This is a genomic window from Arthrobacter citreus, assembly GCF_038405225.1.
GTDB lineage: Bacteria > Actinomycetota > Actinomycetes > Actinomycetales > Micrococcaceae > Arthrobacter_B > Arthrobacter_B citreus_A.
Genome location: NZ_CP151657.1, coordinates 994,072 through 1,015,669 on the forward strand (window position 1 = coordinate 994,072; position 21,598 = coordinate 1,015,669).

A 21,598-nucleotide genomic window follows, 5' to 3' on the forward strand; every position below is an offset into this window, starting at 1 on the left:
CAACAGCTGCTGAAGTTACTCCGATGTTCCCGCTTCGAGGATGGACACGATGGAGAAGAGGGTAAAGCAGACAGCACCGAGTCCAACCAGTACATGCGCGGGGACAAAGAACGCCGCGGTGGTGCCGGCCGCTTCAAAGAGGAACGCGGCGAAGAACAGGCAGGTGAGCGCTGTTCCGATGGGCATGAGTGGGATGCGGTTGGCCAGGCCAAACGCTCGGTTTCGCTGAAGGTGTTGCGTACTTGGCGGACGATGCTCGCGACCAGGGCGATCAGCGCCGTGCAGATCGCCGACAATCCGATCAGAACGTGGCCGGCAACAAATCCGGGAGTGTCCCCGCGGACCAGCAGACCGGCAGCAAGGGAGAAACCGACGACGGCGGCCACCGCGGGAACTGCAATCAGCACCATCCCGGCGGTGCGGGAATGAGCACCATCCGGCGGGCCGCTCAGAGGATCGAGCAACTGTGCCGACTGGATCAGCGTGAATTTCGTGGACGCGGTTGCGACGGTGCTGACGCATGCGGTGATCAGGCCGATGCCGATCACCACGAAGCCCGCCGTGAGGTTCTCCGCGGTGTTGTCCCCGTTGGCCAGGACAACGCCCCAGACGACGGCGGCGGCAGCAACGTACCCGGACAGTGGAAGGACGATGCTCCACACACGCCCGTAACGGTCGATGAGTTGCCTGATAATGATATGTCCGGTTCATGGGGTACCCCGAAAATCAAACGCGGAGCCGGTGCGGATTCGACACCATGGCCTGCCCTCTTTGGGGCCAGTTTGCGCCTGCCTCACCTGTGGGACAACGGCGCAGGCAGGAAGCAGCTCCCGGCCGCCCGTCTTGGCCATCGGCGGCCGCACAGTTTCGCCCAAGCCTTGACGCAACGGTTCCGCGGTCGTGCCATTGAAAGGGAGTCGTGCCACTGAAAGTGTCTGTGTAAACCTTCCCCAAAACCCCAGAAAGCGTGTCTGCATGGCAGAGCGGTTCGCGGCCCGTGGAACACAAGCAACCCACCCGATTGCCGGGATGACCGGCGCCATGGGCACCCCGGTCAATGCGGTATCACTGGTGGCGCATCCGGGCGCGGCACTCCGGCCCACGGGTGCGACAGCGGCTGGCACAGCGGCGGGTGCGACGGCGGCGGGTGCCCGGGACCTGCCGTCCGGCCGTCAGCCGGCACCACCGCACTCCAGCCGGCGCGTCGCCGTCATTTTCACCGGCCTCATGCTGTCGGTGCTGCTGGCAGCCCTTGACCAAACCATTGTTGCCACCGCGCTGCCCACGATCGTGGGGGACCTCAACGGACTGGAACACCTGTCCTGGGTGGTCACCGCCTACATCCTGGCGGCGACCATCGGACTGCCCATTTATGGGAAGCTCGGTGACCTGTTTGGCCGCAAAAGCATCTTCATCTTTGCGATCGTGGTTTTCCTCCTGGGTTCCGTCCTGTCCGGACTCGCACAGAACATGGGCCAGCTGATCGGGTTCCGGGCCCTTCAGGGTGTTGGCGGCGGCGGGCTGATGATCGGGGCGCAGGCCATCCTGGGAGACCTGGTTTCGCCGCGTGACCGCGGCAAGTACATGGGACTGATCGGAGCGGCCTTTGGTCTTGCATCAGTGTGTGGACCGCTGCTGGGCGGCTGGATCACCGATGCCTGGTCCTGGCGGTGGGTGTTCTACATTAACCTGCCCATTGGAGCGGTGGCGCTCGCCGTCGTCGTCTCCTCGCTGCACCTGCCCAAGCCGCAGGGCCCACGCCCACGGCTGGATTACGCGGGCGCCGCGCTGCTGGCCCTTGCGAGCGCCGCCCTGATCATGCTGACCACCTGGGCTGGCACCACCTACACCTGGTCAAGTCCGCAGATCCTGGCCCTGGCTGCCGGGACCCTGGCCGCGGGTGCGGCCTTTGTCCGGGTGGAGATGAAGGCTGCCGAGCCGATCATGCCGCTGGGATTGTTCCGCAACCGAAACTTCCTGCTGCCGGTACTGGTGGGCATTTCCGTTGGCATCGCCATGTTCTCCACCATTTCCTACCTGCCCACGTTCCTGCAGATGGTCAACCGGGCCACCGCCACCGAATCGGGACTGATGATGCTGCCCATGATGGGCGGGCTGCTGCTGACGTCGATCGGCACCGGGCAACTGATCTCCCACACGGGAAAGTACAAGATCTATCCGATCCTTGGCTGCGCCGTGATCATTGCCGGGCTGGTGCTGCTGTCCCGGATTTCGGATACGACGCCGTACGTTTTTACGGCCGCGGGCATGCTGGTGATGGGCCTGGGGATCGGCATGCTGATGCAGAATCTTGTGCTGATTGTGCAGAACAGCGTGCCGGCCAGGGACATGGGGGCGGCAATTTCGGCGACGAACTATTACCGCCAGATCGGTGCGTCGTTCGGCATCGCGCTGTTCGGTTCGATTTTTATCCACCGGCTGGGCAACGAGATTGCCGCGGCTCCGGCAGGGACGGGAGGTTCCGGGGCTGTGTTGGGCGGCGATATCAATTCCCTAAGTCCAGCCATGCTGCGCGGGCTGCCCGCTCCGGTTCAGGATTTTGTGGCCTCAGCCTTCGGCCATGCGCTGCCGCCGATCTTCCTGCTGAGCGTGCCGGTGGTGGCCGTGGCCCTGGTGCTGTGCCTGTTTATCAGGGAGACACCGCTGTCCACCTCAGTGCGGACGGCGGCCACGGAGGAGGCCTAAATGGAGGGTGGGAAGGAGACAGGGAAAGGCGGACGGAAACAGGTGTGCCGATTGTCAGCGGCTGGCCGTACACTGGTCTCTGTTCGAACATACGTTCTAATGAGTTGCCGTCCGGGTCATCAGTCAAAAACGGGGCCGGCGTAAGCGCGGGTGCACGCCAGCCGGCGGGAGGGAAGCTGAATGGGTGTCTTCAGTGAAGCAATAGAGGTGGTGTGCTCGCCCGCGGGCCAGCCCCTCCGGCTCGTCTGGAGCGGCCATACCTACAAGGTCGCGGCAGACCCGGTGCGCTGGTACGAGCGGCGGAACTGGTGGGACGAAGAGGCGCGGGCCGAACGCGGACACGGACCCGGGCTGGTGGACTCGGAAATCTGGCGTGTCCAGGCCCGGCAGGCCCCGCGCTCGCCGCTGCGCACCCTGGATATCTCCCACGACATCGGCAGCGGCCGCTGGCGCCTGATCCGGATTCACGACGCCCTGCGGGAAAGTGCCTAGAGCGAACCCATGAGCTTTATCCATCTGCACACCGCCACCGCCTTCAGCGCCCATTACGGGGTGTCCTGGCCGCAGGACCTTGCGGCAGCAGCCGCAGCCAGCGGCGCGGACGCGCTGGCCTGCACCGACCGGGACGGACTGTACGGAACCGTCAAACACCTGCGCGCCTGCATGGATGCCGGCATTGACCCCATTGTCGGGGTGGATCTGGCGGTGCTCGGCGAGCCGGATGCGGACGGAAGTCCGGCGGTGACCGGACGGGTGGTGGTCCTGGCGCACGGCCACCGCGGCGGAGCCGGGTACCGGGCCCTGTGCCGGCTGATCTCCGATGCCCATGCCGGCACATCCCCTTCGGCGGCCCGCAAGGGAAGCAAACCGGTGGGAGTGACGCTGCAGCAGCTGGCGGCCCGGGCGGCGGGGGACGACCAGAGGGATGACCAGGGGGATGGCCAGGGGAATGACCCGGGGGAGGGTCGGGGGAAGGCTGCGGGGGACAGCGGTGCCACTGATCCGGTCCTGACCGTGCTGGTGGGCCCCTTTTCCGACGTCGGAATTGCCATGCGCAGCCGAAGCTACGCCGTTGCCCGCACGCTTTTCTCCCGCTGGCGGGCAGTGCTGCCCCGCGGAGCGCTCGCCGTGGAGGTGGTGACCCACCTCAGCGCCCCCGGGGCCAACCTCAGCCTGGCCCATGCCGTGCGCATGTTCCGGCTGGCCGATGAAATGCAGCTTCCCGCCATCCTCACCAACGCGGTCCGCTATGTGGACGCCGACGGCGCCGCCACCGCCGATGTCCTGGACGCCGCCCGCGCGCTGACGTCCATGGCACGGCTCGGCGACCTGCAGCCCAACGGGCAGGGCTGGCTGAAAACCCCGGCTCAAATGCACGCACTGGCCCGGGAAATCAGCGCCGGGGCAGGGTACGGGAGTTCAGGGGCGGCACGGATGCTCCGCGACACCGGGGCGCTCGCCGATGCCTGCCGGATGGATCCGCAGGCGGACATGGGCTGGAAGCAGCCGGTGGTCCCGGAGGCCTCGGTCATTGGCATCACCTCCGAACCCATGGCCGAACTGGTGCGCCGCTGCGAAGCGGGCATTGAACGAAGGTTCCCGTCCCGGGAGGGCGGGAGCTCCACGGAGCAGGCGCGCCTGCGCAACCGGCTGGCCCATGAGCTGGGCATCATCGAACGGCTGGGCTTTGCCTCCTACTTCCTTACCGTCGCCGAGGTCTCCTCGATGATCACCGGCATGGGGGTGCGTGCCGCCGCGCGGGGATCGGGGGCGTCTTCCCTGGTGAATTATTTGCTGGGAGTCAGCCACGTGAATCCCCTGGCGCACGACCTGATTTTTGAGCGGTTCCTCTCCTCCGACCGTTCCACCCTGCCGGACATCGACATCGACGTCGAAAGCGCGCAGCGGCACAACGTCTACCACCGCATCTTTGAACGCTTTGGCTCTGAACGCGTCACCCTGATGAGCATGCAGAACGGCTACCGGGCGCGCGGGGCGGTGCGCGACGCCGGCATGGCCCTGGGTCTGGCCGAAGAGGACATCGGAGCCGTGGCGAAACAGCTGTGGCGCTTCTCGGCCCGGAACTTCCGTGAGGCGCTCGCCGAAAAGCCCGAACTGCGGGAGGTCGCCGAACGGGTCGAAGGCAACCGGCAGCTGGACCTCCTGGTGGATCTGACCGAACGCCTGGACCGGCTGCCCCGGCACATTTCCATGCATCCGTGCGGAGTGATCCTGGGCGATGCATCCCTGCTGGACCGCACTCCGGTGCAGCCCTCCGGCCTGGGCCTGCCCATGTCCCAGTTCGACAAACACGATATGGACCCGATGGGAATGCTCAAGCTCGATGTGCTGGGCGTGCGGATGCAAAGCGCCATGGCCTATGCCCTCCAGGAGATCCGGCGGCTGCATCCGAGCAAGGCTGAGACCGTAGCCGCCGGCGCCCATCCGGCCGGACCCACCGGGCACGGTCCGGACTATGTGCACGAGGACGGCTCCATCAACCTCGACGCCGTGCCGCTGGATGATGCGCCAACCTATGACCTGATCTGCAGCACCTACACGCTGGGCTGCTTCCAGATCGAGTCACCCGGCCAGCGCGAACTGATCGGCAAGCTCGTCCCGCGTGAGTTTAATGACCTGATCATCGACATCTCGCTGTTCCGTCCCGGACCGATGAAATCCGACATGGTCCGCCCGTTCCTTGAGCACCGGCACGGCTTCTCGCCGGAGGTGTATCCGCACGAGGCACTGCGCCCGGTCCTGGCGGAAACCCATGGGGTGACGGTGTTCCACGAACAGGTGCTGCGCACCTTTGACGTGTTCACCGGCTGCGGCCTGGCGAAGGCCGATGAGCTGCGCCGGCTGCTGGGCAATGAGAACGCCGAAGGGGCCGTGGAGGAGTACTTCCGGACCGAAGCGGGAAAGCGTGGATATTCGGCGGAGGTCATCGGGAAGGTGTGGGGCACGCTGAAGGCTTTTGGCAGTTTTGGGTTCTGCAAGGCCCACGGTGCCGCTTTTGCCGTTCCCACCTACCAATCGGCCTGGTTGAAGGCGCATCATCCCGAGGCGTTCCTGGCCGGCATTTTCGAACATGATCCGGGAATGTATCCGCGCCGGCTGCTGGTGGCCGAGGCTCGGCGGATGGGCATCCCCATCCTTCCGCTGGACATCAACCGCAGCGGCGAGCAATACCGGGTGGAGCGCGTGCCGGCGGTTCCGGCGTCACCCGGGCATCCGGCGCGGCCGGAAAAACTGGGCATCCGGCTAAGCCTGGCCGGGATTTACGGATTGTCGGCCACGGAACTGAAGCGCATAACCGCCGGCCAGCCCTATGACTCGCTGGCTGACCTGCGGGCCCGGGCACGGGTGGGCCGCAGAACCCTGATGCGGCTGGCCTCCCTGGGAGCCTTTGATTCCCTGGCCAAAAACTCCGGCTCGGGGGCGTCCCGCGCGGATCTGCTGCACCACCTGGAGACGGCGCTGCCCCGGCCTTCGGGACGGAAGTACGATCCCATTCCGGGCCAGCTGGCGCTGCCGCTGGGGGACACGGAGCTGGAAAACCTGCGCGCGGACCTGCCCGAACCCACGCTGCGCGAGAGGGTGCGCACCGAGCTGGACCTTTTGTCAGTGGACGTCAGCGCCCACCTGATCGACAGCTATGGCCCGCTGCTGACGGAACTGGGCGTGACCAAGGCCCGGGACCTGATAGATCTGCGCAGCGGATCCGAGGTGCTGGTCGCCGGTATCCGGGTGGCCACCCAAACACCGCCCATGCGCGGCGGCCGGCGTGTGGTGTTCATCAGCCTCGACGACGGCACCGGCTGCGTGGACTGCACCTTCTTCACCGAGGCCCAGGAAAAGACCGGCCCGCTGCTCTTCGGCACCCAGCTGATGCTCGTCCGCGGCCTGACCCGGCGCACCGGGCCGCGCGGGATCAGCATGCAGGCATTGGAAGCATGGGACCTGAATGACACAGCATCCCTGCCCCGCCTCCAGCGCGGCAGGTTGGTGGGGCCCAACTCCAGCGGATAACATCGAAGGGGCGCAGAAGGAGCCGGTCACGTCCTGACCGGCCCAAGGACGCCGTACAACGAAATCTAGGAGACAACCGTGTCAGTGCCAGAGAAGTTCACCCTCATCGTCGACGGCGAAGAGACCACGGTGGATACTGGCACCACAGGTGCTCAGCTGTTCTTCGACCGCCGCGACGTCGTTGTCATGCGCGTGGACGGGGTCCTGAAGGACCTCGACGCCGAGCTGTCCGAGGGTATTTCCGTGGAGTCCGTCACCATCGACTCCGAAGACGGACTCAACGTCCTGCGCCACTCCACCGCGCACGTGATGGCCCAGGCCGTGCAGCAGCTGCGCCCGGATGCCAAGCTGGGCATCGGCCCGTACATCAAGGACGGATTCTACTTCGACTTCGACGTCGCCGAGCCGTTCACGCCGGAGGACCTGAAGACCCTCGAGAAGATGATGCAGAAGATCATCAACTCGAACCAGAAATTCGCCCGCCGCGTGGTCACCGAAGAAGAAGCCCGCGAAGCGATGGCCAACGAGCCGTACAAGCTGGAGCTGCTGGGCAAGAAGGACGGCGCCGAGGAAGCCGGCGAGGGCGCGAACATCGAGGTTGGCGCCGGCGAGATCACCATTTACGACAACGTGGACCGCAAGTCCGGCGACGTCGTGTGGTGTGACCTGTGCCGCGGCCCGCACCTGCCCAACACCAAACTGATCTCTAACGCCTTTGCGCTGACCCGCTCGGCCGCCGCCTACTGGCTGGGCGACCAGAAGAACCAGCAGCTGCAGCGCATTTACGGCACCGCCTGGCCCACCAAGGACGCGCTGAAGGCATACCAGGAGCGCCTGGCCGAGGCCGAGCGCCGCGACCACCGCAAGCTGGGCACCGAACTGGACCTGTTCTCCTTCCCGGATGAACTGGGTTCGGGCCTGCCGGTGTTCCACCCCAAGGGCGGCATCATCCGCAAGGCCATGGAGGACTACTCCCGCCAGCGCCACACCGAGGCCGGCTACGAGTTCGTGTACACCCCGCACATCACCAAGGGGCACCTGTACGAGGTTTCCGGCCACCTGGACTGGTACCGCGACGGCATGTTCCCCCCGATGCACGTTGACGAGGTCGTTGACCCGGAAACCGGCGCGGTCATCAAGCCCGGCCAGGACTACTACCTGAAGCCGATGAACTGCCCCATGCACAACCTGATCTTCCGCTCCCGCGGCCGGTCCTACCGCGAACTGCCGCTGCGCCTGTTCGAATTCGGCTCCGTGTACCGCTACGAGAAGTCCGGCGTGATCCACGGCCTCACCCGTGTGCGCGGCATGACCCAGGACGACGCCCACATCTACTGCACCCGCGACCAGATGAAGGACGAGCTCACCAGCACCTTGAACTTTGTCCTTGACCTGCTCAAGGACTACGGCCTGGACGACTTCTACCTGGAGCTCTCCACCAAGGACCCGGAAAAGTACGTCGGTTCCGACGAGGTCTGGGACGAAGCCACCCGCACCCTCGCCGAGGTGGCCGAAGCCTCCGGACTGGACCTGGTTCCGGATCCGGGCGGCGCCGCGTTCTACGGCCCCAAGATCTCCGTCCAGGCCCGCGACGCCATTGGCCGCACCTGGCAGATGTCCACCATCCAGCTGGACTTCAACCTGCCCGAGCGCTTCGAGCTGGAGTACCAGGCCGCCGACGGCACCCGCCAGCGTCCGGTCATGATCCACCGCGCCCTGTTCGGCTCCGTGGAACGCTTCATGGCAGTGCTCACCGAGCACTACGCCGGCGCGTTCCCGGCCTGGCTGGCACCGGTCCAGGTGGTAGGCATCCCCGTGGCCGAGGCGTTCAACGACTACATGTTCGACGTCGTCGACAAGCTCAAGGCCGAAGGCATCCGCGCCCAGGTGGACACCGGCACCGACCGCTTCCCGAAGAAGATCCGCACCGCGTCCAAGGACAAGATTCCGTTTGTCCTGATTGCCGGCGGTGACGACGCCGATGCCGGCGCCGTGTCCTTCCGGTTCCGTGACGGCAGCCAGGACAACGGCGTTCCCGTTGAGGAAGCCGTCAAGCGGATTGTTGAAGCTGTTCGGAACCGGGACAAGTAAGCGGAACTGAACGGAACGGGCGGGGAGCGCAGGAGTGCAGATGGAAAACAGCAGCCAGGACGACGGCGGCAGTCCCTATCCGGGAGATGCTTCAGTCACGGATTCATTCGAGCTTCCCGGGGTGCCGGATTCCTTTGCACGCCTGTGGACCCCGCACCGGCTCGCGTACATCAAGGGCGGGCAGGAACAGGTCTCCTCGGAGCACAACTGCCCGTTCTGTGCGGCCCCGGGACGCAGCGACGAAGAGTCCCTGATTGTGCACCGCGGGAAGTACGCCTATGTCATCCTGAACCTGTTCCCGTACAACGCCGGGCACCTGCTCGTCTGCCCGTACCGGCACGTCCCGGATTACACGGACATTGACGAGCAGGAAACGGCTGAAATAGCGTCCCTGACCCAAACGGCAATGCGGGTGCTGCGGAAGGTGTCCAACCCCAGCGGTTTCAACCTGGGCATGAACCAGGGCGTCACCGGGGGAGCGGGAATAGCCGCCCACCTGCACCAGCACATTGTTCCGCGCTGGGGCGGGGACGGGAACTTCCTGCCGATCATCGCCCAAACCAAGGCCATCACCCAGACGCTGGGTGACGTCCGCCGGCAGGTGGCCGATGCCTGGCCGCAGGCCGCCGACCCCGCAGCAAGCGAGGACTGAGCGGTGCTGAACAAATACGCGCGCGGCTTCTTCACCGGGCTGTTCACGCCCCTGGCCGCCTGGCTGCTGAAACGCGGTGTCTCTCCCGATGCCGTCACCATCCTGGGCACCCTGGGCGTGATGGTTGGCGGGCTGGTGTTCTACCCGCTGGGCCAGCTCTTCTGGGGAACCCTGTTCATCACGGCATTCATTTTCTCCGACGTCATTGACGGCATCATGGCGCGCCAGCAGGAACGCACCGGGAAATGGGGCGGCTTCCTGGACTCCACCCTGGACCGCTTTGCCGACGGCGCCCTCTTTGCCGGCGTCAGCATCTGGTTCTTCACTGGCGGCGGCAATGACGCCATCGGCATTGCCGCGATCATCTGCCTGGTCCTGGGCATGCTGGTCTCCTACATCCGCGCCAAGGCGGAGTCGCTGGGCTTCACCGCGAATGTCGGTATTGCCGAACGCGCCGAACGGCTGGTATCCCTGCTGGTGGCCACGGGCCTGGTGGGACTCGGTCTTCCCGAGATGCTGCTGTTCGTGGTTTTGGCGGCACTGTGCGCAGCCAGCTGCGTGACCATCCTGCAGCGGATGCGTGCAGTGCACCGGCAGGCCCCCTAGAAGGACCCTGCCCTGCTGCTCAGCCCACGCCTGAAGGCCCGACACCGGACGTAAAACCGGTGCCGGGTCTTCTGTTTTCCGGGGCTTGGCCATCTAGGCTGGGACGGTACTGATTTCCTGCACACCAGCGACGACGAGAGCTCTTTGATGAATACCCCTGATTCCCAGCCCACCTCAGTGTCCGGTGCATCCGCCGGCGCTCCCTCTCCGATCACCGGCAGCAGCCGGGTTAAGCGCGGCATTGCCGAAATGCTCAAGGGCGGAGTGATCATGGATGTGGTCACGGCCGAGCAGGCCCGCATTGCCGAAGACGCCGGAGCCGTTGCGGTCATGGCCCTTGAGCGGGTCCCCGCCGACATCCGCGCCCAGGGCGGGGTGTCCCGCATGAGCGACCCGGACATGATCGACAGCATCATTGACGCCGTCTCCATCCCGGTCATGGCCAAGGCCAGGATCGGCCACTTCGTGGAAGCGCAGGTCCTCCAGTCGCTTGGCGTCGATTACATCGATGAATCCGAGGTCCTGACCCCGGCCGACTACACAAACCACATCGACAAGTGGAAGTTCACGGTGCCGTTTGTCTGCGGCGCAACCAATCTGGGTGAGGCGCTGCGCCGCATCAATGAAGGCGCAGCCATGATCCGGTCCAAGGGCGAAGCCGGCACGGGGGATGTCTCCAACGCGACCATGCACATGCGTGCCATCCGCTCCGAAGTGGCCCGGCTGTCCTCCCTGCCGGAGGACGAGCTGTACGTCGCGGCCAAGGAACTGCAGGCTCCGTACGAGCTCGTCAAGGAGGTTGCCGCAGCCGGCAAGCTGCCGGTGGTGCTGTTCACCGCCGGCGGCATCGCCACCCCGGCCGACGCTGCCATGATGATGCAGCTGGGGGCGGACGGTGTTTTTGTTGGCTCGGGAATCTTCAAGTCCGGGAACCCCGCACAGCGTGCCGCAGCCATCGTGAAGGCTACGACGTTCTTTGACGATGCTGATGAAGTTGCCAAGGCATCACGGGGACTGGGCGAGGCCATGGTGGGCATCAACGTGGACGAACTCCCGCAGCCGCACCGGTTGTCCGAGCGCGGCTGGTAGGAACACCCTGCGGTGAGCCTGCGCTGATTCCCTGCCGCGGCAGGGAATCAGCGCAGGTCGGAGGAATCAGCGCAGGTCCAGGGTCAGCTGCTGGCCGCGGCCAATAAGCTCGAAGCCGCGCGCCGCACACAGCTCCTGGCCCAGGGGAGCGGCGTTGATGGCCAGCCGGTCCGCGCCGGCGGTAGCAGCGACGGTGGCGGCCCGGCTCAGCAGCGCCGTTCCGTAGCCCTGGCGGCGGCTGGAAGGCCCCACGGCAAGACTGAAAACACCGCCAAGGGAGCCGGAAACCGGCTTTTCCTGCAACCTCCGCTGTTCCTGCTGCACCTGCTGGGACGGAACAAACACCCATGCCCGTCCGGTGAGCTTTCCTCCGCCGCGGCTCGTGACATGCCAGGCGGTCCGGGGATGGCCCAGCCCCGCTGCGAGCTCTTCGGCATCGGGACCGGTGACTTCCGCCGGCTCCGGATCGATGACCGCCGCGGCGGAGCTGAACTGCTGCGGAGCTGAAACGGGAGCGCTCATCCACAGCGGCTGCGGACCGCGGCGGAATCCAAACGCCTCCAGCGGGGCGTAGCTGACCGCGTTGTTCAGCCACACCGACACACTCTGGGCACCCAGCCGTGTTCCCTCGGCCAAGCCCGGGCGGATGCCCGCCGGTGCGATCCGCTGCGGATACAGCAGCACCAGCTGCCGCCGGGCCGGCATCCAGGCCCATTCCGATTCATGTGTGGAGAAGGTCCGGCCACCGGTGGCGCCGGCCAGGGTCTGCAGCCAGTTCCGGTGAAGCTCCTGGCAGGCGGCGATGGTGACCATGAAGGATCAGGCCAAACCGCGGCGGTGCAGCAGCGGCTCGATCGCTGCTTCGCGGCCGCGGAAGTTCCGGAATGCCTCCAGCGGGTCGATGCTGTTGCCCCGGGACAGCAGTTCGCGGCGGAACCGGTTCCCGTTTTCCCGGGTCAGCCCGCCGTTTTCCTTGAACCACTCCACGGTGTCCGCGTCCAGGACCTCGCTCCAGATGTAGGCGTAGTAGGAAGCCGCGTACCCGCCGGCGAAAATGTGCTTGAAGTACCCGGACCGGTAGCGCGGCGGCACCAGCTCCAGGGCCACGCCAGCCCGTGACAGGGCGTCCGCCTCGAACTGCTGCGGATCGGTGACGGTTTCGCCGGGGGACAGCTCGTGCCACGCCAGATCCAGCAGTGCCGCGCCGAGGTATTCCGTGGTGCCGAACCCTTCACCCCAGGTTGAGGCGGCTTCGATCCGGTCAATGACCCCGGACGGCAGCGGTTCCCCGGTTTCGTGGTGCCTGGCGAAGTTGGCCACGACCTCGGGCCACAGCATCCACATTTCGTTGACCTGCGAGGGGTACTCGACGAAGTCCCGCGGCACGGCGGTGCCGGAGAACTGAGGATAGGTGACATCCGAGAACAAGCCGTGCAGGGCATGGCCGAATTCGTGGAAGGCGGTCACCACCTCGTCGAAAGACAGCAGCGTGGGCTCACCGGCCGGCGGCTTGGGAATGTTCAGGTTGTTGATGACCACGGCCTGGGTTCCCAGCAGGGCGGACTGGTGCACCAGGGAGTTCATCCAGGCGCCGCCGGCCTTGGTGTCGCGGGTGTAGTAGTCGCCCAGGAACAGGCCAAGGGGCGAGCCGTCGTCGTTCTTCACTTCCCAAATCCGGACATCCGGATGGTAGCCCACCAGGTCGGGGCGCTCCGTGAAGGTGATGCCGTACAGCCGGTTGGCGGCGTAAAAGACACCGTCGGCCAGGACCCGTTCCAGTTCAAAGTACGGCCGGAGGGCGGAGCGGTCCACGCTGAACTTCTCCCGGCGCACCTGTTCCGAGTAGTAGGACCAGTCCCAGGCGGCAAGCTCGCTGATGCCGTCCCGACGCGCGGCTTCGCGCAGCAGCTCCGCTTCGGCGTTGGCGTTGCGCACCGCCGGAGGGGCCAGCTTCCCGAGCATGGAGTGGATCGCTTCCAGGGACGGCGCGGTTTGGTTGTCGGTGGCGAAGTCCGCGTGGGTCGCGAAGCCCAGCAGCGCGGCGCGTTCTGCGCGCAGCGCAGCCATTTCGGCAGCCAGGGCCAGTGTGTTGTCCCCGTTGCCGCGGAAGCCCCGGTTCAGTGAAGCCTCGAAGAGGCGCCTGCGGGTTTCCCTGTTGGTCAATGAGGCCAGGGCCGGCTGGGACGTCGGCAGGATCAGCGACAGCAGGTAGCTGCCTTCGGAGCCTGCCTCCGCGGCCGCCGCGGCGGCGGAGGCAATGCCGTCATCGGACAGGCCAGCCAAATCCGCTGCATTGCTCACCAGCAGCGCTGAATTGTTGGTGTCGCGCAGCAGCTTCTGTGCGTAGTCGGTGCCCAGCACGGACAGGCGTGAGTTCAGCTCGCGCATGCGCGCCTGGCCGTCGTCGTCGAGCCTGGCTCCGGCGCGGATAAAGGCGCGGCGGTACTCCTGGACGAGGCGGGAGGACTCAGCGTCCAGACCTTCCACCGAAACCGCTTCGACCCGTGCCCAGAGGTCCTTGTTGAGATGGATGCTGTCGCCGTGGGCGGCCAGCTGCGGGCCCACTTCCTGCTCGATGGCCTGGACCTGGTCCGTTGCATCGGCTGCGGTCAGGGTGAAAAACGCAGCTGCCGTGCGTGCCAGCGTCTGCCCGGCGAGCTCCATGGCCGCGATCGTGTTCTCGAAATCCGGAGCCTGGGGATTCCGGGTGATGGCGTCGATTTCGGCGAGGTGTTCCTCGAATCCGGCTTTGAAGGCCGGCAGGAAATCGTCGGGGCTGATCTGGTCGAACGGCGGCAGCTGATAGGGCAGAGTACTGGTACTCAGGAAAGGGTTGCTCATAAGCGTCAAGACTCGCACAAACGACGTGAGGCGAACAACAGAAACGCCGTCGTACGCTTGGCGCAGCGGCTGGGGGTGGGCTGGGGACAGGTGGGAGAGACAGTGGAAAACAGGGTCGGAAACGTCAGGGGTGCCCGCGGTTTCGCCGGCACTGCCGTGCTGCTGCTGGTGCTGGCGGCGGGTGCGGCCGGATGCTCGCCGGTGCCGGAACCGGATGCCGCCGAGTCCGCGTCCCTGGCCCCGGCCACGTCGAAGGCGGCTTCTCCCGGCACCGCTCCAGGGGCGGCTTCGGCCTCGGCTACTCCGGCCCCCGCTCCGCGGCCGACGCCCGGACTTGGTCCGGACTGTGCCGCTGAACGGTGCTTTTCGATGATGGTGGCCGGTGACCTCCTGGTGCATCCGCAGCTGTGGACCCAGGCCGAAACCGATGCGGCGGCCTCAGGGCGCGGGCCGCTGGACTTTGGGCCGCTCCTGGAAGGCAAAAGGGTCTATCTGGACCGTGCTGACGTGGGGATCTGCCACATGGAGACGCCGGTGGCGCCGCCGCAGGGACCGTACGCCGGGTACCCGCTGTTCAACGTGCCGCCGCAGGTCCTCTCTGCCGCCAAGAATGTTGGTTACGACGCCTGCACCACGGCCAGCAACCACACCGTGGATGCCGGAACCGACGGATTGAACCGCACGCTGGCCGAACTGGATGCCCTGGGACTGGAACACACCGGATCCTACGCCTCGGAGGCGGACGCAGCGCAGCCGATGATCCTGAAGACCCCCGCGGCGAAGGTGTCGGTGATCGAAGCGACCTATGGCCTGAACGGCATGACCGCGGACTTTGACTGGCAGGTGGACCTGCTGGATCCGGCGGACATGATCGCCCGGGCACAGGCTGCGCGGGCCGCGGGGGCCGACGTCGTGGTGGGCGCGCTCCATGCCGGCGACGAATATGCTTCGGTACCCAATGACCAGCAGGTGCAAACCGCACACGCCCTGGCCGACAGCGGCGAGTTCGACTTCATCTACGGCCACCACAGCCACTCCGTGCTGCCCATTGAAAACTACAACGGCACGTGGATTGCGTACGGGCTGGGCAACGCCGTCACCGAACTTTCGCCCTGGTACGGCGTAAACAATGAAGGGCTGATCCTGCGCGCCCAGTTTGGCCGGGACGGCGCCGGCGCCTGGAGCGTCACCGATCTGGCGTGGGCGCCGTCGGTGATCGTCCGTGACCCCTACCGCTGGTGCTCCGTCGCCGCTGACCTGCCGCAGGGCGACTGTGCATCCGGGGCGCAGCAGGCCGAAGTCCGGGCGCGCACCGTCACCGTGGTCGAATCGATGGGCGCCGCCGAAGCGGGCGCCCGTGAGTGGCTGGTGAGCGCCGAGAAGTAGGCGCGCTAGCGGGGGCGCTGGCCGGCGTGCTGCCGGGCCAGCTCGGACAGCTTCGCCAGCTCGTCCAGATCCCGCGCCGAGGGCGGAGCCGGTTCAAAGGCGCCGAACTTGCGCGTCACGGCCTGCTCAATGAGGAAGTCGGCGATGGCCGGGTTCTTGGGCAGCAGGGAGCCGTGCAGGTAGCTGGCCACGACGTTGCGGTAGCGGGCGCCCTCGTAGTTGTCCTTGGAGTTGTTGCCCTCGCCCTTGCGGACCTCGGCCAGCGGCTTGACGCCTGAGCCCAGGAACGTTTGGCCGGAGTGGTTCTCGTAACCGTGGATCTCGCCGAACTCCTCGCTGACGGACAGCACGTTGCCGATCAGGCGCTCGGTGCCGCCGTGCGTTTCCAGGTCCAGCAGGCCGATCCCGGGAATGACGGTGCCGGTGTGGGTCTTGAAAAACCGTCCAAACAGCTGGTACAGCCCGCAGATCGCCAGCATCGGAACGTCGTCCTCGGCCATGGCCCGCAGGGTGGGAGCCAGCGCCTGCAGGTCCTCCTGGATGACAACCTGTCCGCTGTCCTGCCCGCCGCCGCCCACCAGGAGGTCAACGTCGGCCGGGAAGTCGTCGCCCACGTTGTATTCCATGACGTTGGCGGTGTAGCCGTTCCACTTCAGGCGCTGCTTCAGGACCAGGACGTTGCCCCAGTCGCCGTAGATGTTCATTTCCCGCGGGTACAGCTGCAGGATGTTGATGCTCCGGTTGCCCGCTGCCGTTTGGTCCTCGCTCATGAGACCACCTCTACTGTCGTGATCTTGGAAAGTTCGCGCCGCACGGCCAGCATGGCCGTGTACGTGCAGAAGATGCGCATGGGGCGCTGGCCGGAAACGGCGATAAAGGCCTTTAGCGCATCGGTGATGTCCGGATTGATGTCCGCCACCGGAACGTCGTCGTACTTCAGCCGCAGCGCCATGTCGTAGGCGCGCACGCCGGTGACCATGTTCACTCCGTCCGCGGCCAGGGTCTCGAAATCAACGTCCCACAGCCAGGACATGTCGCGTCCGTCGGCGTAGTTGTCGTTGATGGCAATCATGGTGGAGTATCCGTGGGCAGCAAAGGACTTCAGGCCGAGCCGGAAACCGCTGGGGTTCTTCACCAGCACCAGTTCCAGGGGCTGTCCGTTGACCACCAGGGACTCGCCGCGCCCAAACGCCGGCTCCACGTTGGACAGCGCCGTGAACAGGGCGCCGCTGTTGGCCGAAGGCCCGGCGATGACGCGGGCCAGGGCCAGTGCGGCCGCCGCGTTGAAGATGTTGTAGACCCCGCGCAGCTTCAGGCCCGTGGTCACCACCGTGTCATCCACGCGGAAATCGGCGTCGCTTTCGGCCACGCGTTCCAGCACGACGTCGGCGGGCAGCACGGCGGCCAGGGCTTCGGCCTTGGAGCCGCGCATCTCGTCGTCGTTTGGGAAGGTGCTGCGCAGGGACGAGTCGAGGCCAAAGTAGCGGACCTCCTGCTGATCCAGGGATGCGGCAATGGAGGCGACGCGCGGGTCCTCGCGGTTGAGCACCACCGTTTGTGTGGTGGCCTTGGCGATGGACTCCAGCAGCCGGGTGGTCTTGTCGATTTCACCGAACCGGTCCAGCTGGTCGCGAAGCACGTTCAGCAGCAGCGAATAGCGCGGCTGGATCAGCTTCACGAAGTGCACGGCGTGCGCTTCGTCCAGTTCCAGGACGGCGACGTCGGCGTCCAGGCGGCCGCGCCAGTCCACTTCGCCCAGCAGCGCCGCGGCGACACCGCGGGTGAAGTTGCTGCCGGTGCGGTTGGTGAACACCTTCAGGCCCTGGGATTCGAGCAGTTCCACGACCATTTTGGTGGTGGTGGTTTTCCCGTTGGTTCCGGAAACGACGGCGACGCCCAGAGGCAGGTCGGCCAGCGTGCGGCGGATGAAATCGGGGTCGATTTTCTCCACCACGAGGCCGGGCAATGCGGAGCCGCCGCCGCGCAGTTTGGAGGCACTGCGGACCAGCTTGCCTGTCAGGACGGAGAAAGAACTCATGGTTTATGAATATATCGTAAGGAGCCGCTCCGGCCCTTGCCGGTGCGCGCCCGCTGACCGTGCTGCGCCGTAGACTGGCCGGATGATGAAAGCGAGCGTCTTTCCTTTGCACACACCGCCGCGCCCGCTGCCGCGCCCGCTGCAGGTGGGCGTCCTGGCCCTGCAGGGCGGTGTCCGCGAGCATGCGGCGAGTCTGGAAGCGTCGGGGGCGAAGGTCGTTTTAGTGCGCCGGCCCCAAGAGCTTAAGGGCTTGGACGGGCTGGTGCTCCCGGGCGGGGAATCAACCACCATGGATAAGCTCCTGCGGGCCTTTGGCGTTTATTCTCCGCTTCAGGAGCTGATCCGCGGCGGGCTGCCGGTGTACGGTTCCTGCGCCGGAATGATCCTGCTTGCCGACCATATTTCAGACCCGGCCCGGGACCTTTCGGGTGCGCCGCAGCAGACCCTGGGCGGGCTGGACATTGAAGTCCGGCGCAATGCGTTCGGCCGGCAGCGGGAGTCCTTCGAAACGCTCCTGGACTTCAAGGGCCTTCAGAATCTGCCCTCGGCGGACGCCGGCAGTCATCCGGAGCCGGTCCATGCCGTTTTTATCCGCGCGCCGTGGGTGGAAAAGGTGGGCGATTCCGTCGAAGTGCTGGCCCGGGTTCCGCCGCAGGAGCCGGGTCATGCGTCTGCCGGCGATTTCGTCGCTAGAATTGTGGCAGTGCGTTCGGGAAATCTGCTGGCCACCTCATTCCATCCGGAGGTAACGGGGGAGAGCCGCGTTCACGAACTTTTTATCCAGATGATCAGAGGAGAAGCGTAGAGCATGTCGGGCCACTCTAAATGGGCAACCACTAAGCACAAAAAGGCAGTTATTGACGCCAAGCGTGCAAAGTCGTTCGCCAAGCTGATCAAGAACATCGAAGTTGCGGCCCGCGCGGGCGGCGCCGACATGGCCGGAAACCCCGGCCTTGAACTCGCCGTTGCCAAGGCCAAAAAGACCTCTGTTCCCATCGACAACATCAACCGCGCCGTCAAGCGCGGCGCCGGTCTCCTGGGCGAAGCGGTGGACTACCAGACCATCATGTACGAGGGCTACGGCCCGCAGGGCACCGCACTGCTGATCGAGTGCCTCACGGACAACAAGAACCGCGCCGCTTCGGAAGTGCGCCTGGCTGTCACCCGCAACGGCGGCAACATGGGCGATCCCGGGTCGGTGGCCTACATGTTCACCCGCAAGGGCGTTGTTACGCTGCCCAAGAAGGACCTCACCGAGGATGACCTGCTGATGGCTGTGCTGGACGCCGGCGCTGACGAGGTCAAGGAATCCGGTGACAACTTCGAGATCATTTCGGAGGCCGCAGACCTGCGCGCCGTTGTCGCAGCCCTGGAGGAAGCGGGCATCGAGTACGACACCGACGAAGCCGAATTCCTGCCCTCCATGCACGTGGAGCTGGAAGCCGACAACGCCCGGAAGTTCCTGAAGCTCGTGGATGCTGTGGAGGACCTGGACGACGTCCAGAACGTGTACTCCAACGCAGACATCCCCGCCGAGGTCTTCGCCCAGCTCGAAGACGACTGATCGGGTGAGCCTGCGCGTCCTGGGGGTTGATCCGGGCCTGACCCGGTGCGGCCTGGGCGTGGTCGACGTCGAACGCAACCGCCGTGCCACCCTTGTGGCCGTTGGCGTGGTCGGCACCGTGGCGGGAACCGCCCTGGACGGCAGGCTGCTTGTCATTTCAGACGCGATCGAGCTGTGGCTTGACACCCACAAGCCGGATGTCCTGGCCGTGGAGCGGGTGTTCAGCCAGCTCAACGTCAGTACGGTCATGGGCACCGCGCAGGCGTCCGGCGTCGTCATTGCGGCCGCCGCGCGGCGCGGCATTCCCGTGGCCCTGCACACCCCCACCGAGGTTAAAGCCGCCGTGACGGGATCCGGCGGCGCAAATAAGGACGCCGTGGGGAAGATGGTCACCAAGATCCTCCGGCTCGACGCGCCTCCCACGCCCGCCGACGCGGCCGACGCCCTGGCGCTGGCCATCACGCACGCATGGCGCCGAGGTGTCGCCGGTCCGGGGCAAACCACGGCCGGCTCCGCGTCCGGTGCCCGCGCGGTCCGCAAGCCTCCCACGAGCGGCCTGACCCCCGCCCAGCGGCTGTGGGCCGAGGCGGAAGCCCGCGCCCGCCGCTGACGGCGGGACTGCTCCGACAGCGCGCCGGAACCGGGAAACCGCAGCGGTACACAGTAGGGTATTCGTAGATATGTTCTACACAGCCCCTGGAGTTTTGTCATGATCGCATCCCTGCGCGGGACAGTAACGCACGTTGGCCTGCAATCGGCAGTGATCGACGTCAACGGTTTGGGCATGCTGGTCCAAGCCACCCCGCAAACCCTGGGTTCCCTGCATGTGGGCCGCGAGGCGCTGGTCCAGACGGCCATGATTGTCCGCGAGGACTCCATGACGCTGTACGGATTCACCGACGCGGACCAGCGGGAAGTTTTTGAAACCCTGCTGAGCGTCTCAGGCGTCGGTCCCCGGATCGCCCTGGGGGTCCTGGCCGTCCATACTCCTGAAGCAATCCGCGTCGCCGCATCCTCCGGCGACGACAAGGCCTTCAGTAAGGTTTCCGGCATCGGGCCGAAGGGCGCCCGCCGCATCGTGCTGGAACTGGCGGACAAACTGGTGCCGCTGGGTACCGCGGAAAGTCCCGCCGCAGCGCGCTGGCAGGACCAGGTCCTGGCCGCCATGACGGGGTTGGGCTGGACGGAAAAGGATGCCACCGCCGCCATCGACGCCGCCGTCGCCGAAGCGCCCGACGTTGCCGCCGCCGGCAACGTCGGCGAAATCCTGAAACTGACGCTCCGCCGCCTGGGCACCGACGGCGCACGGGCGCGGGCTCCCCGCCAGCAGGTGGGCTGAGGTGTCCGCACTGTCCGGGGACGGTCTGGTTGCCCCCACCGGGGACCCGGACGACAAAGCCATCGAAGCTGCGCTGCGGCCGAAAAACCTCGACGACTTTGTCGGCCAGAAACGGGTGCGCGAGCAGCTGTCCCTTGTGCTGGAGGCTTCCCGCCTGCGGGGACGCAGCGCCGACCACGTGCTGTTGTCCGGTCCTCCCGGGCTGGGCAAGACCACGCTGTCCATGATTATTGCCGCCGAAATGAATGCACCGCTGAGGATCTCCTCCGGACCGGCCATCCAGCATGCCGGCGACCTGGCCGCCATCCTGTCCTCGCTCACCGAGGGGGAGGTGCTGTTCCTCGACGAAATCCACCGCATGTCCCGGCCGGCCGAGGAAATGCTTTACATGGCCATGGAAGATTTCCGGGTGGACATCATTGTGGGCAAGGGTGCCGGAGCCACGGCCATTCCGCTGGATCTGCCGCCGTTCACCCTGGTGGGAGCCACCACCCGGGCCGGACTGCTGCCCGGCCCGCTGCGGGACCGCTTTGGCTTCACCGGACACCTGGAGTTCTACTCCACCGCCGAGCTGGAGCTTGTGCTGCGCCGCTCGGCCATGCTGATGGACATGAAGGTCAATTCCGCCGGGTTCGCCGAGGTTGCCGGACGTTCCCGGGGAACTCCGCGCATCGCAAACCGGCTGCTGCGCCGGGTGCGGGACTGGGCGCTGGTGCACGGCGTGGACCAGATTGACGCCCGCACCGCCGGAGCTGCCCTGGACATGTACGAAGTGGATGCCCGCGGCCTGGACCGGTTGGACCGCTCCGTGCTCCGGGCGCTGGTGACCAAGTTCAACGGGGGACCGGTGGGCCTGTCCACCCTCGCCATCGCCGTGGGCGAGGAACCGGAAACCGTGGAAACCGTGGCCGAACCGTATCTCGTCCGTGAAGGGCTGCTCGGCCGCACACCGCGCGGACGGGTTGCCACCCGCGCCGCGTGGGAGCATTTGGGCCTGCAGATGCCGGACAATGTGGCCGCCGGCCTTCCCGAGAACATGTTCTCCGGTCCCGGCACCAACACGTCCGCCGACGACGAAGCCTAGTTCCGGCCGCTGCGGAGGATCCGTTTCGGGATTGACTTGAGGCCCGGGGCGTGGCGGGGGACAATTAGCATCGAAGAAGGCGGAAAAGTACAGCTTCTGCGGCAACTTTTCGGCCGCGGTGCGCGTTTTACCTTTAGACTGGTCATTCGTTGGGCGGGCAATGTGCCTGG

Annotated in this window: 18 protein-coding genes and 1 pseudogene; 13 read left to right on the forward strand and 6 right to left on the reverse strand. The window is 66.1% G+C overall.

Annotated elements, in window-relative coordinates:
- Positions 1–15 precede the first annotated feature (15 nt).
- On the reverse strand, positions 16–186 hold the full coding sequence (locus AAE021_RS04645; protein ID WP_342024457.1) for a DUF2776 family protein: 171 nt from the start codon (positions 184–186) through the stop codon (positions 16–18).
- A 71-nt stretch (positions 187–257) separates the two neighbouring features.
- A pseudogene (locus tag AAE021_RS18075) lies at positions 258–662 on the reverse strand (DUF2776 family protein); the annotation flags it as partial.
- 313 nt (positions 663–975) lie between these two features.
- On the opposite strand from AAE021_RS18075, the gene AAE021_RS04650 reads away from it, so the two are divergent.
- From AAE021_RS04650 to pdxS, 7 genes are all read left to right on the forward strand, one after another.
- Entirely contained in the window at positions 976–2,706 is a 1,731-nt protein-coding gene (locus AAE021_RS04650) for an MDR family MFS transporter (RefSeq protein WP_342024458.1), read from the forward strand.
- A 180-nt stretch (positions 2,707–2,886) separates the two neighbouring features.
- A complete protein-coding gene (locus AAE021_RS04655) occupies positions 2,887–3,198 on the forward strand; it encodes a DUF6504 family protein (RefSeq protein WP_342024459.1) in 312 nt (103 codons plus the stop codon).
- A gap of 9 nt (positions 3,199–3,207) precedes the next feature.
- Entirely contained in the window at positions 3,208–6,738 is a 3,531-nt protein-coding gene (locus tag AAE021_RS04660; protein WP_342024460.1) for a DNA polymerase III subunit alpha, read from the forward strand.
- 78 nt (positions 6,739–6,816) lie between these two features.
- Positions 6,817–8,829: a threonine--tRNA ligase gene (gene thrS / locus AAE021_RS04665; RefSeq protein WP_342024461.1), complete on the forward strand. Its 2,013-nt coding sequence runs from the start codon at positions 6,817–6,819 to the stop codon at positions 8,827–8,829.
- Positions 8,830–8,869: 40 nt separating this feature from the next.
- Complete coding sequence (locus AAE021_RS04670; protein ID WP_342024462.1) at positions 8,870–9,481, forward strand: HIT domain-containing protein; 612 nt, start codon at positions 8,870–8,872, stop codon at positions 9,479–9,481.
- 3 nt (positions 9,482–9,484) lie between these two features.
- Positions 9,485–10,087 carry a phosphatidylinositol phosphate synthase gene (gene pgsA, locus AAE021_RS04675; RefSeq protein WP_342024463.1) on the forward strand — a complete coding sequence of 201 codons (603 nt, stop codon included), beginning with the start codon at positions 9,485–9,487 and terminating at the stop codon, positions 10,085–10,087.
- A 147-nt stretch (positions 10,088–10,234) separates the two neighbouring features.
- Positions 10,235–11,176, forward strand: a complete 942-nt coding sequence (gene pdxS, locus AAE021_RS04680) for a pyridoxal 5'-phosphate synthase lyase subunit PdxS (RefSeq protein ID WP_425362448.1) — start codon at positions 10,235–10,237, stop codon at positions 11,174–11,176.
- Between the two features lie 66 nt (positions 11,177–11,242).
- On the opposite strand, the gene AAE021_RS04685 is transcribed toward pdxS, so the two are convergent.
- A complete protein-coding gene (locus tag AAE021_RS04685) occupies positions 11,243–11,989 on the reverse strand; it encodes a GNAT family N-acetyltransferase (RefSeq protein ID WP_342024464.1) in 747 nt (248 codons plus the stop codon).
- A 6-nt stretch (positions 11,990–11,995) separates the two neighbouring features.
- Positions 11,996–14,017 (reverse strand): M3 family metallopeptidase, encoded by a 2,022-nt coding sequence (locus tag AAE021_RS04690; protein ID WP_342024465.1) that lies wholly within the window; start codon positions 14,015–14,017, stop codon positions 11,996–11,998.
- A 102-nt stretch (positions 14,018–14,119) separates the two neighbouring features.
- On the opposite strand from AAE021_RS04690, the gene AAE021_RS04695 reads away from it, so the two are divergent.
- Positions 14,120–15,403, forward strand: a complete 1,284-nt coding sequence (locus AAE021_RS04695; RefSeq protein ID WP_342024466.1) for a CapA family protein — start codon at positions 14,120–14,122, stop codon at positions 15,401–15,403.
- Positions 15,404–15,408: 5 nt separating this feature from the next.
- Here AAE021_RS04695 and AAE021_RS04700 read toward each other — a convergent pair whose 3' ends face one another.
- Both AAE021_RS04700 and AAE021_RS04705 read right to left on the reverse strand, forming a co-directional pair.
- Positions 15,409–16,173: a glutamine amidotransferase gene (locus AAE021_RS04700; RefSeq protein ID WP_342024467.1), complete on the reverse strand. Its 765-nt coding sequence runs from the start codon at positions 16,171–16,173 to the stop codon at positions 15,409–15,411.
- On the reverse strand, positions 16,170–17,441 hold the full coding sequence (locus AAE021_RS04705) for a MurT ligase domain-containing protein (RefSeq protein WP_342024468.1): 1,272 nt from the start codon (positions 17,439–17,441) through the stop codon (positions 16,170–16,172). The genes AAE021_RS04700 and AAE021_RS04705 overlap by 4 nt, the downstream gene beginning before the upstream one ends.
- Before the next feature lie 85 nt (positions 17,442–17,526).
- Between AAE021_RS04705 and pdxT the strand changes: the two genes are divergently transcribed.
- From pdxT to ruvB, 5 genes are all read left to right on the forward strand, one after another.
- Positions 17,527–18,246 carry a pyridoxal 5'-phosphate synthase glutaminase subunit PdxT gene (gene pdxT / locus AAE021_RS04710; RefSeq protein ID WP_342025312.1) on the forward strand — a complete coding sequence of 240 codons (720 nt, stop codon included), beginning with the start codon at positions 17,527–17,529 and terminating at the stop codon, positions 18,244–18,246.
- Between the two features lie 3 nt (positions 18,247–18,249).
- Entirely contained in the window at positions 18,250–19,005 is a 756-nt protein-coding gene (locus tag AAE021_RS04715) for a YebC/PmpR family DNA-binding transcriptional regulator (RefSeq protein ID WP_342024469.1), read from the forward strand.
- A gap of 4 nt (positions 19,006–19,009) precedes the next feature.
- Positions 19,010–19,615 (forward strand): crossover junction endodeoxyribonuclease RuvC, encoded by a 606-nt coding sequence (ruvC, locus tag AAE021_RS04720; protein ID WP_342024470.1) that lies wholly within the window; start codon positions 19,010–19,012, stop codon positions 19,613–19,615.
- 99 nt (positions 19,616–19,714) lie between these two features.
- On the forward strand, positions 19,715–20,344 hold the full coding sequence (gene ruvA / locus AAE021_RS04725; protein ID WP_342024471.1) for a Holliday junction branch migration protein RuvA: 630 nt from the start codon (positions 19,715–19,717) through the stop codon (positions 20,342–20,344).
- Between the two features lie 10 nt (positions 20,345–20,354).
- A complete protein-coding gene (gene ruvB / locus AAE021_RS04730) occupies positions 20,355–21,428 on the forward strand; it encodes a Holliday junction branch migration DNA helicase RuvB (RefSeq protein WP_342025313.1) in 1,074 nt (357 codons plus the stop codon).
- Positions 21,429–21,598: the final 170 nt, after the last annotated feature.

Excerpts from the sequence above, each read along its gene's own strand:
- AAE021_RS04645 (WP_342024457.1), bottom strand. The coding sequence starts at position 186 with ATGCCCATCGGAACAGCGCTCACCTGCCTGTTCTTCGCCGCGTTCCTC.
- AAE021_RS04650 (WP_342024458.1), top strand. The coding sequence starts at position 976 with ATGGCAGAGCGGTTCGCGGCCCGTGGAACACAAGCAACCCACCCGATT.
- AAE021_RS04655 (WP_342024459.1), top strand. The coding sequence starts at position 2,887 with ATGGGTGTCTTCAGTGAAGCAATAGAGGTGGTGTGCTCGCCCGCGGGC.
- AAE021_RS04660 (WP_342024460.1), top strand. The coding sequence starts at position 3,208 with ATGAGCTTTATCCATCTGCACACCGCCACCGCCTTCAGCGCCCATTAC.
- AAE021_RS04670 (WP_342024462.1), top strand. The coding sequence starts at position 8,870 with ATGGAAAACAGCAGCCAGGACGACGGCGGCAGTCCCTATCCGGGAGAT.
- pdxS (WP_425362448.1), top strand. The coding sequence starts at position 10,235 with ATGAATACCCCTGATTCCCAGCCCACCTCAGTGTCCGGTGCATCCGCC.
- AAE021_RS04685 (WP_342024464.1), bottom strand. The coding sequence starts at position 11,989 with ATGGTCACCATCGCCGCCTGCCAGGAGCTTCACCGGAACTGGCTGCAG.
- AAE021_RS04690 (WP_342024465.1), bottom strand. The coding sequence starts at position 14,017 with ATGAGCAACCCTTTCCTGAGTACCAGTACTCTGCCCTATCAGCTGCCG.
- AAE021_RS04700 (WP_342024467.1), bottom strand. The coding sequence starts at position 16,173 with ATGAGCGAGGACCAAACGGCAGCGGGCAACCGGAGCATCAACATCCTG.
- AAE021_RS04705 (WP_342024468.1), bottom strand. The coding sequence starts at position 17,441 with ATGAGTTCTTTCTCCGTCCTGACAGGCAAGCTGGTCCGCAGTGCCTCC.
- pdxT (WP_342025312.1), top strand. The coding sequence starts at position 17,527 with ATGAAAGCGAGCGTCTTTCCTTTGCACACACCGCCGCGCCCGCTGCCG.
- AAE021_RS04715 (WP_342024469.1), top strand. The coding sequence starts at position 18,250 with ATGTCGGGCCACTCTAAATGGGCAACCACTAAGCACAAAAAGGCAGTT.
- ruvA (WP_342024471.1), top strand. The coding sequence starts at position 19,715 with ATGATCGCATCCCTGCGCGGGACAGTAACGCACGTTGGCCTGCAATCG.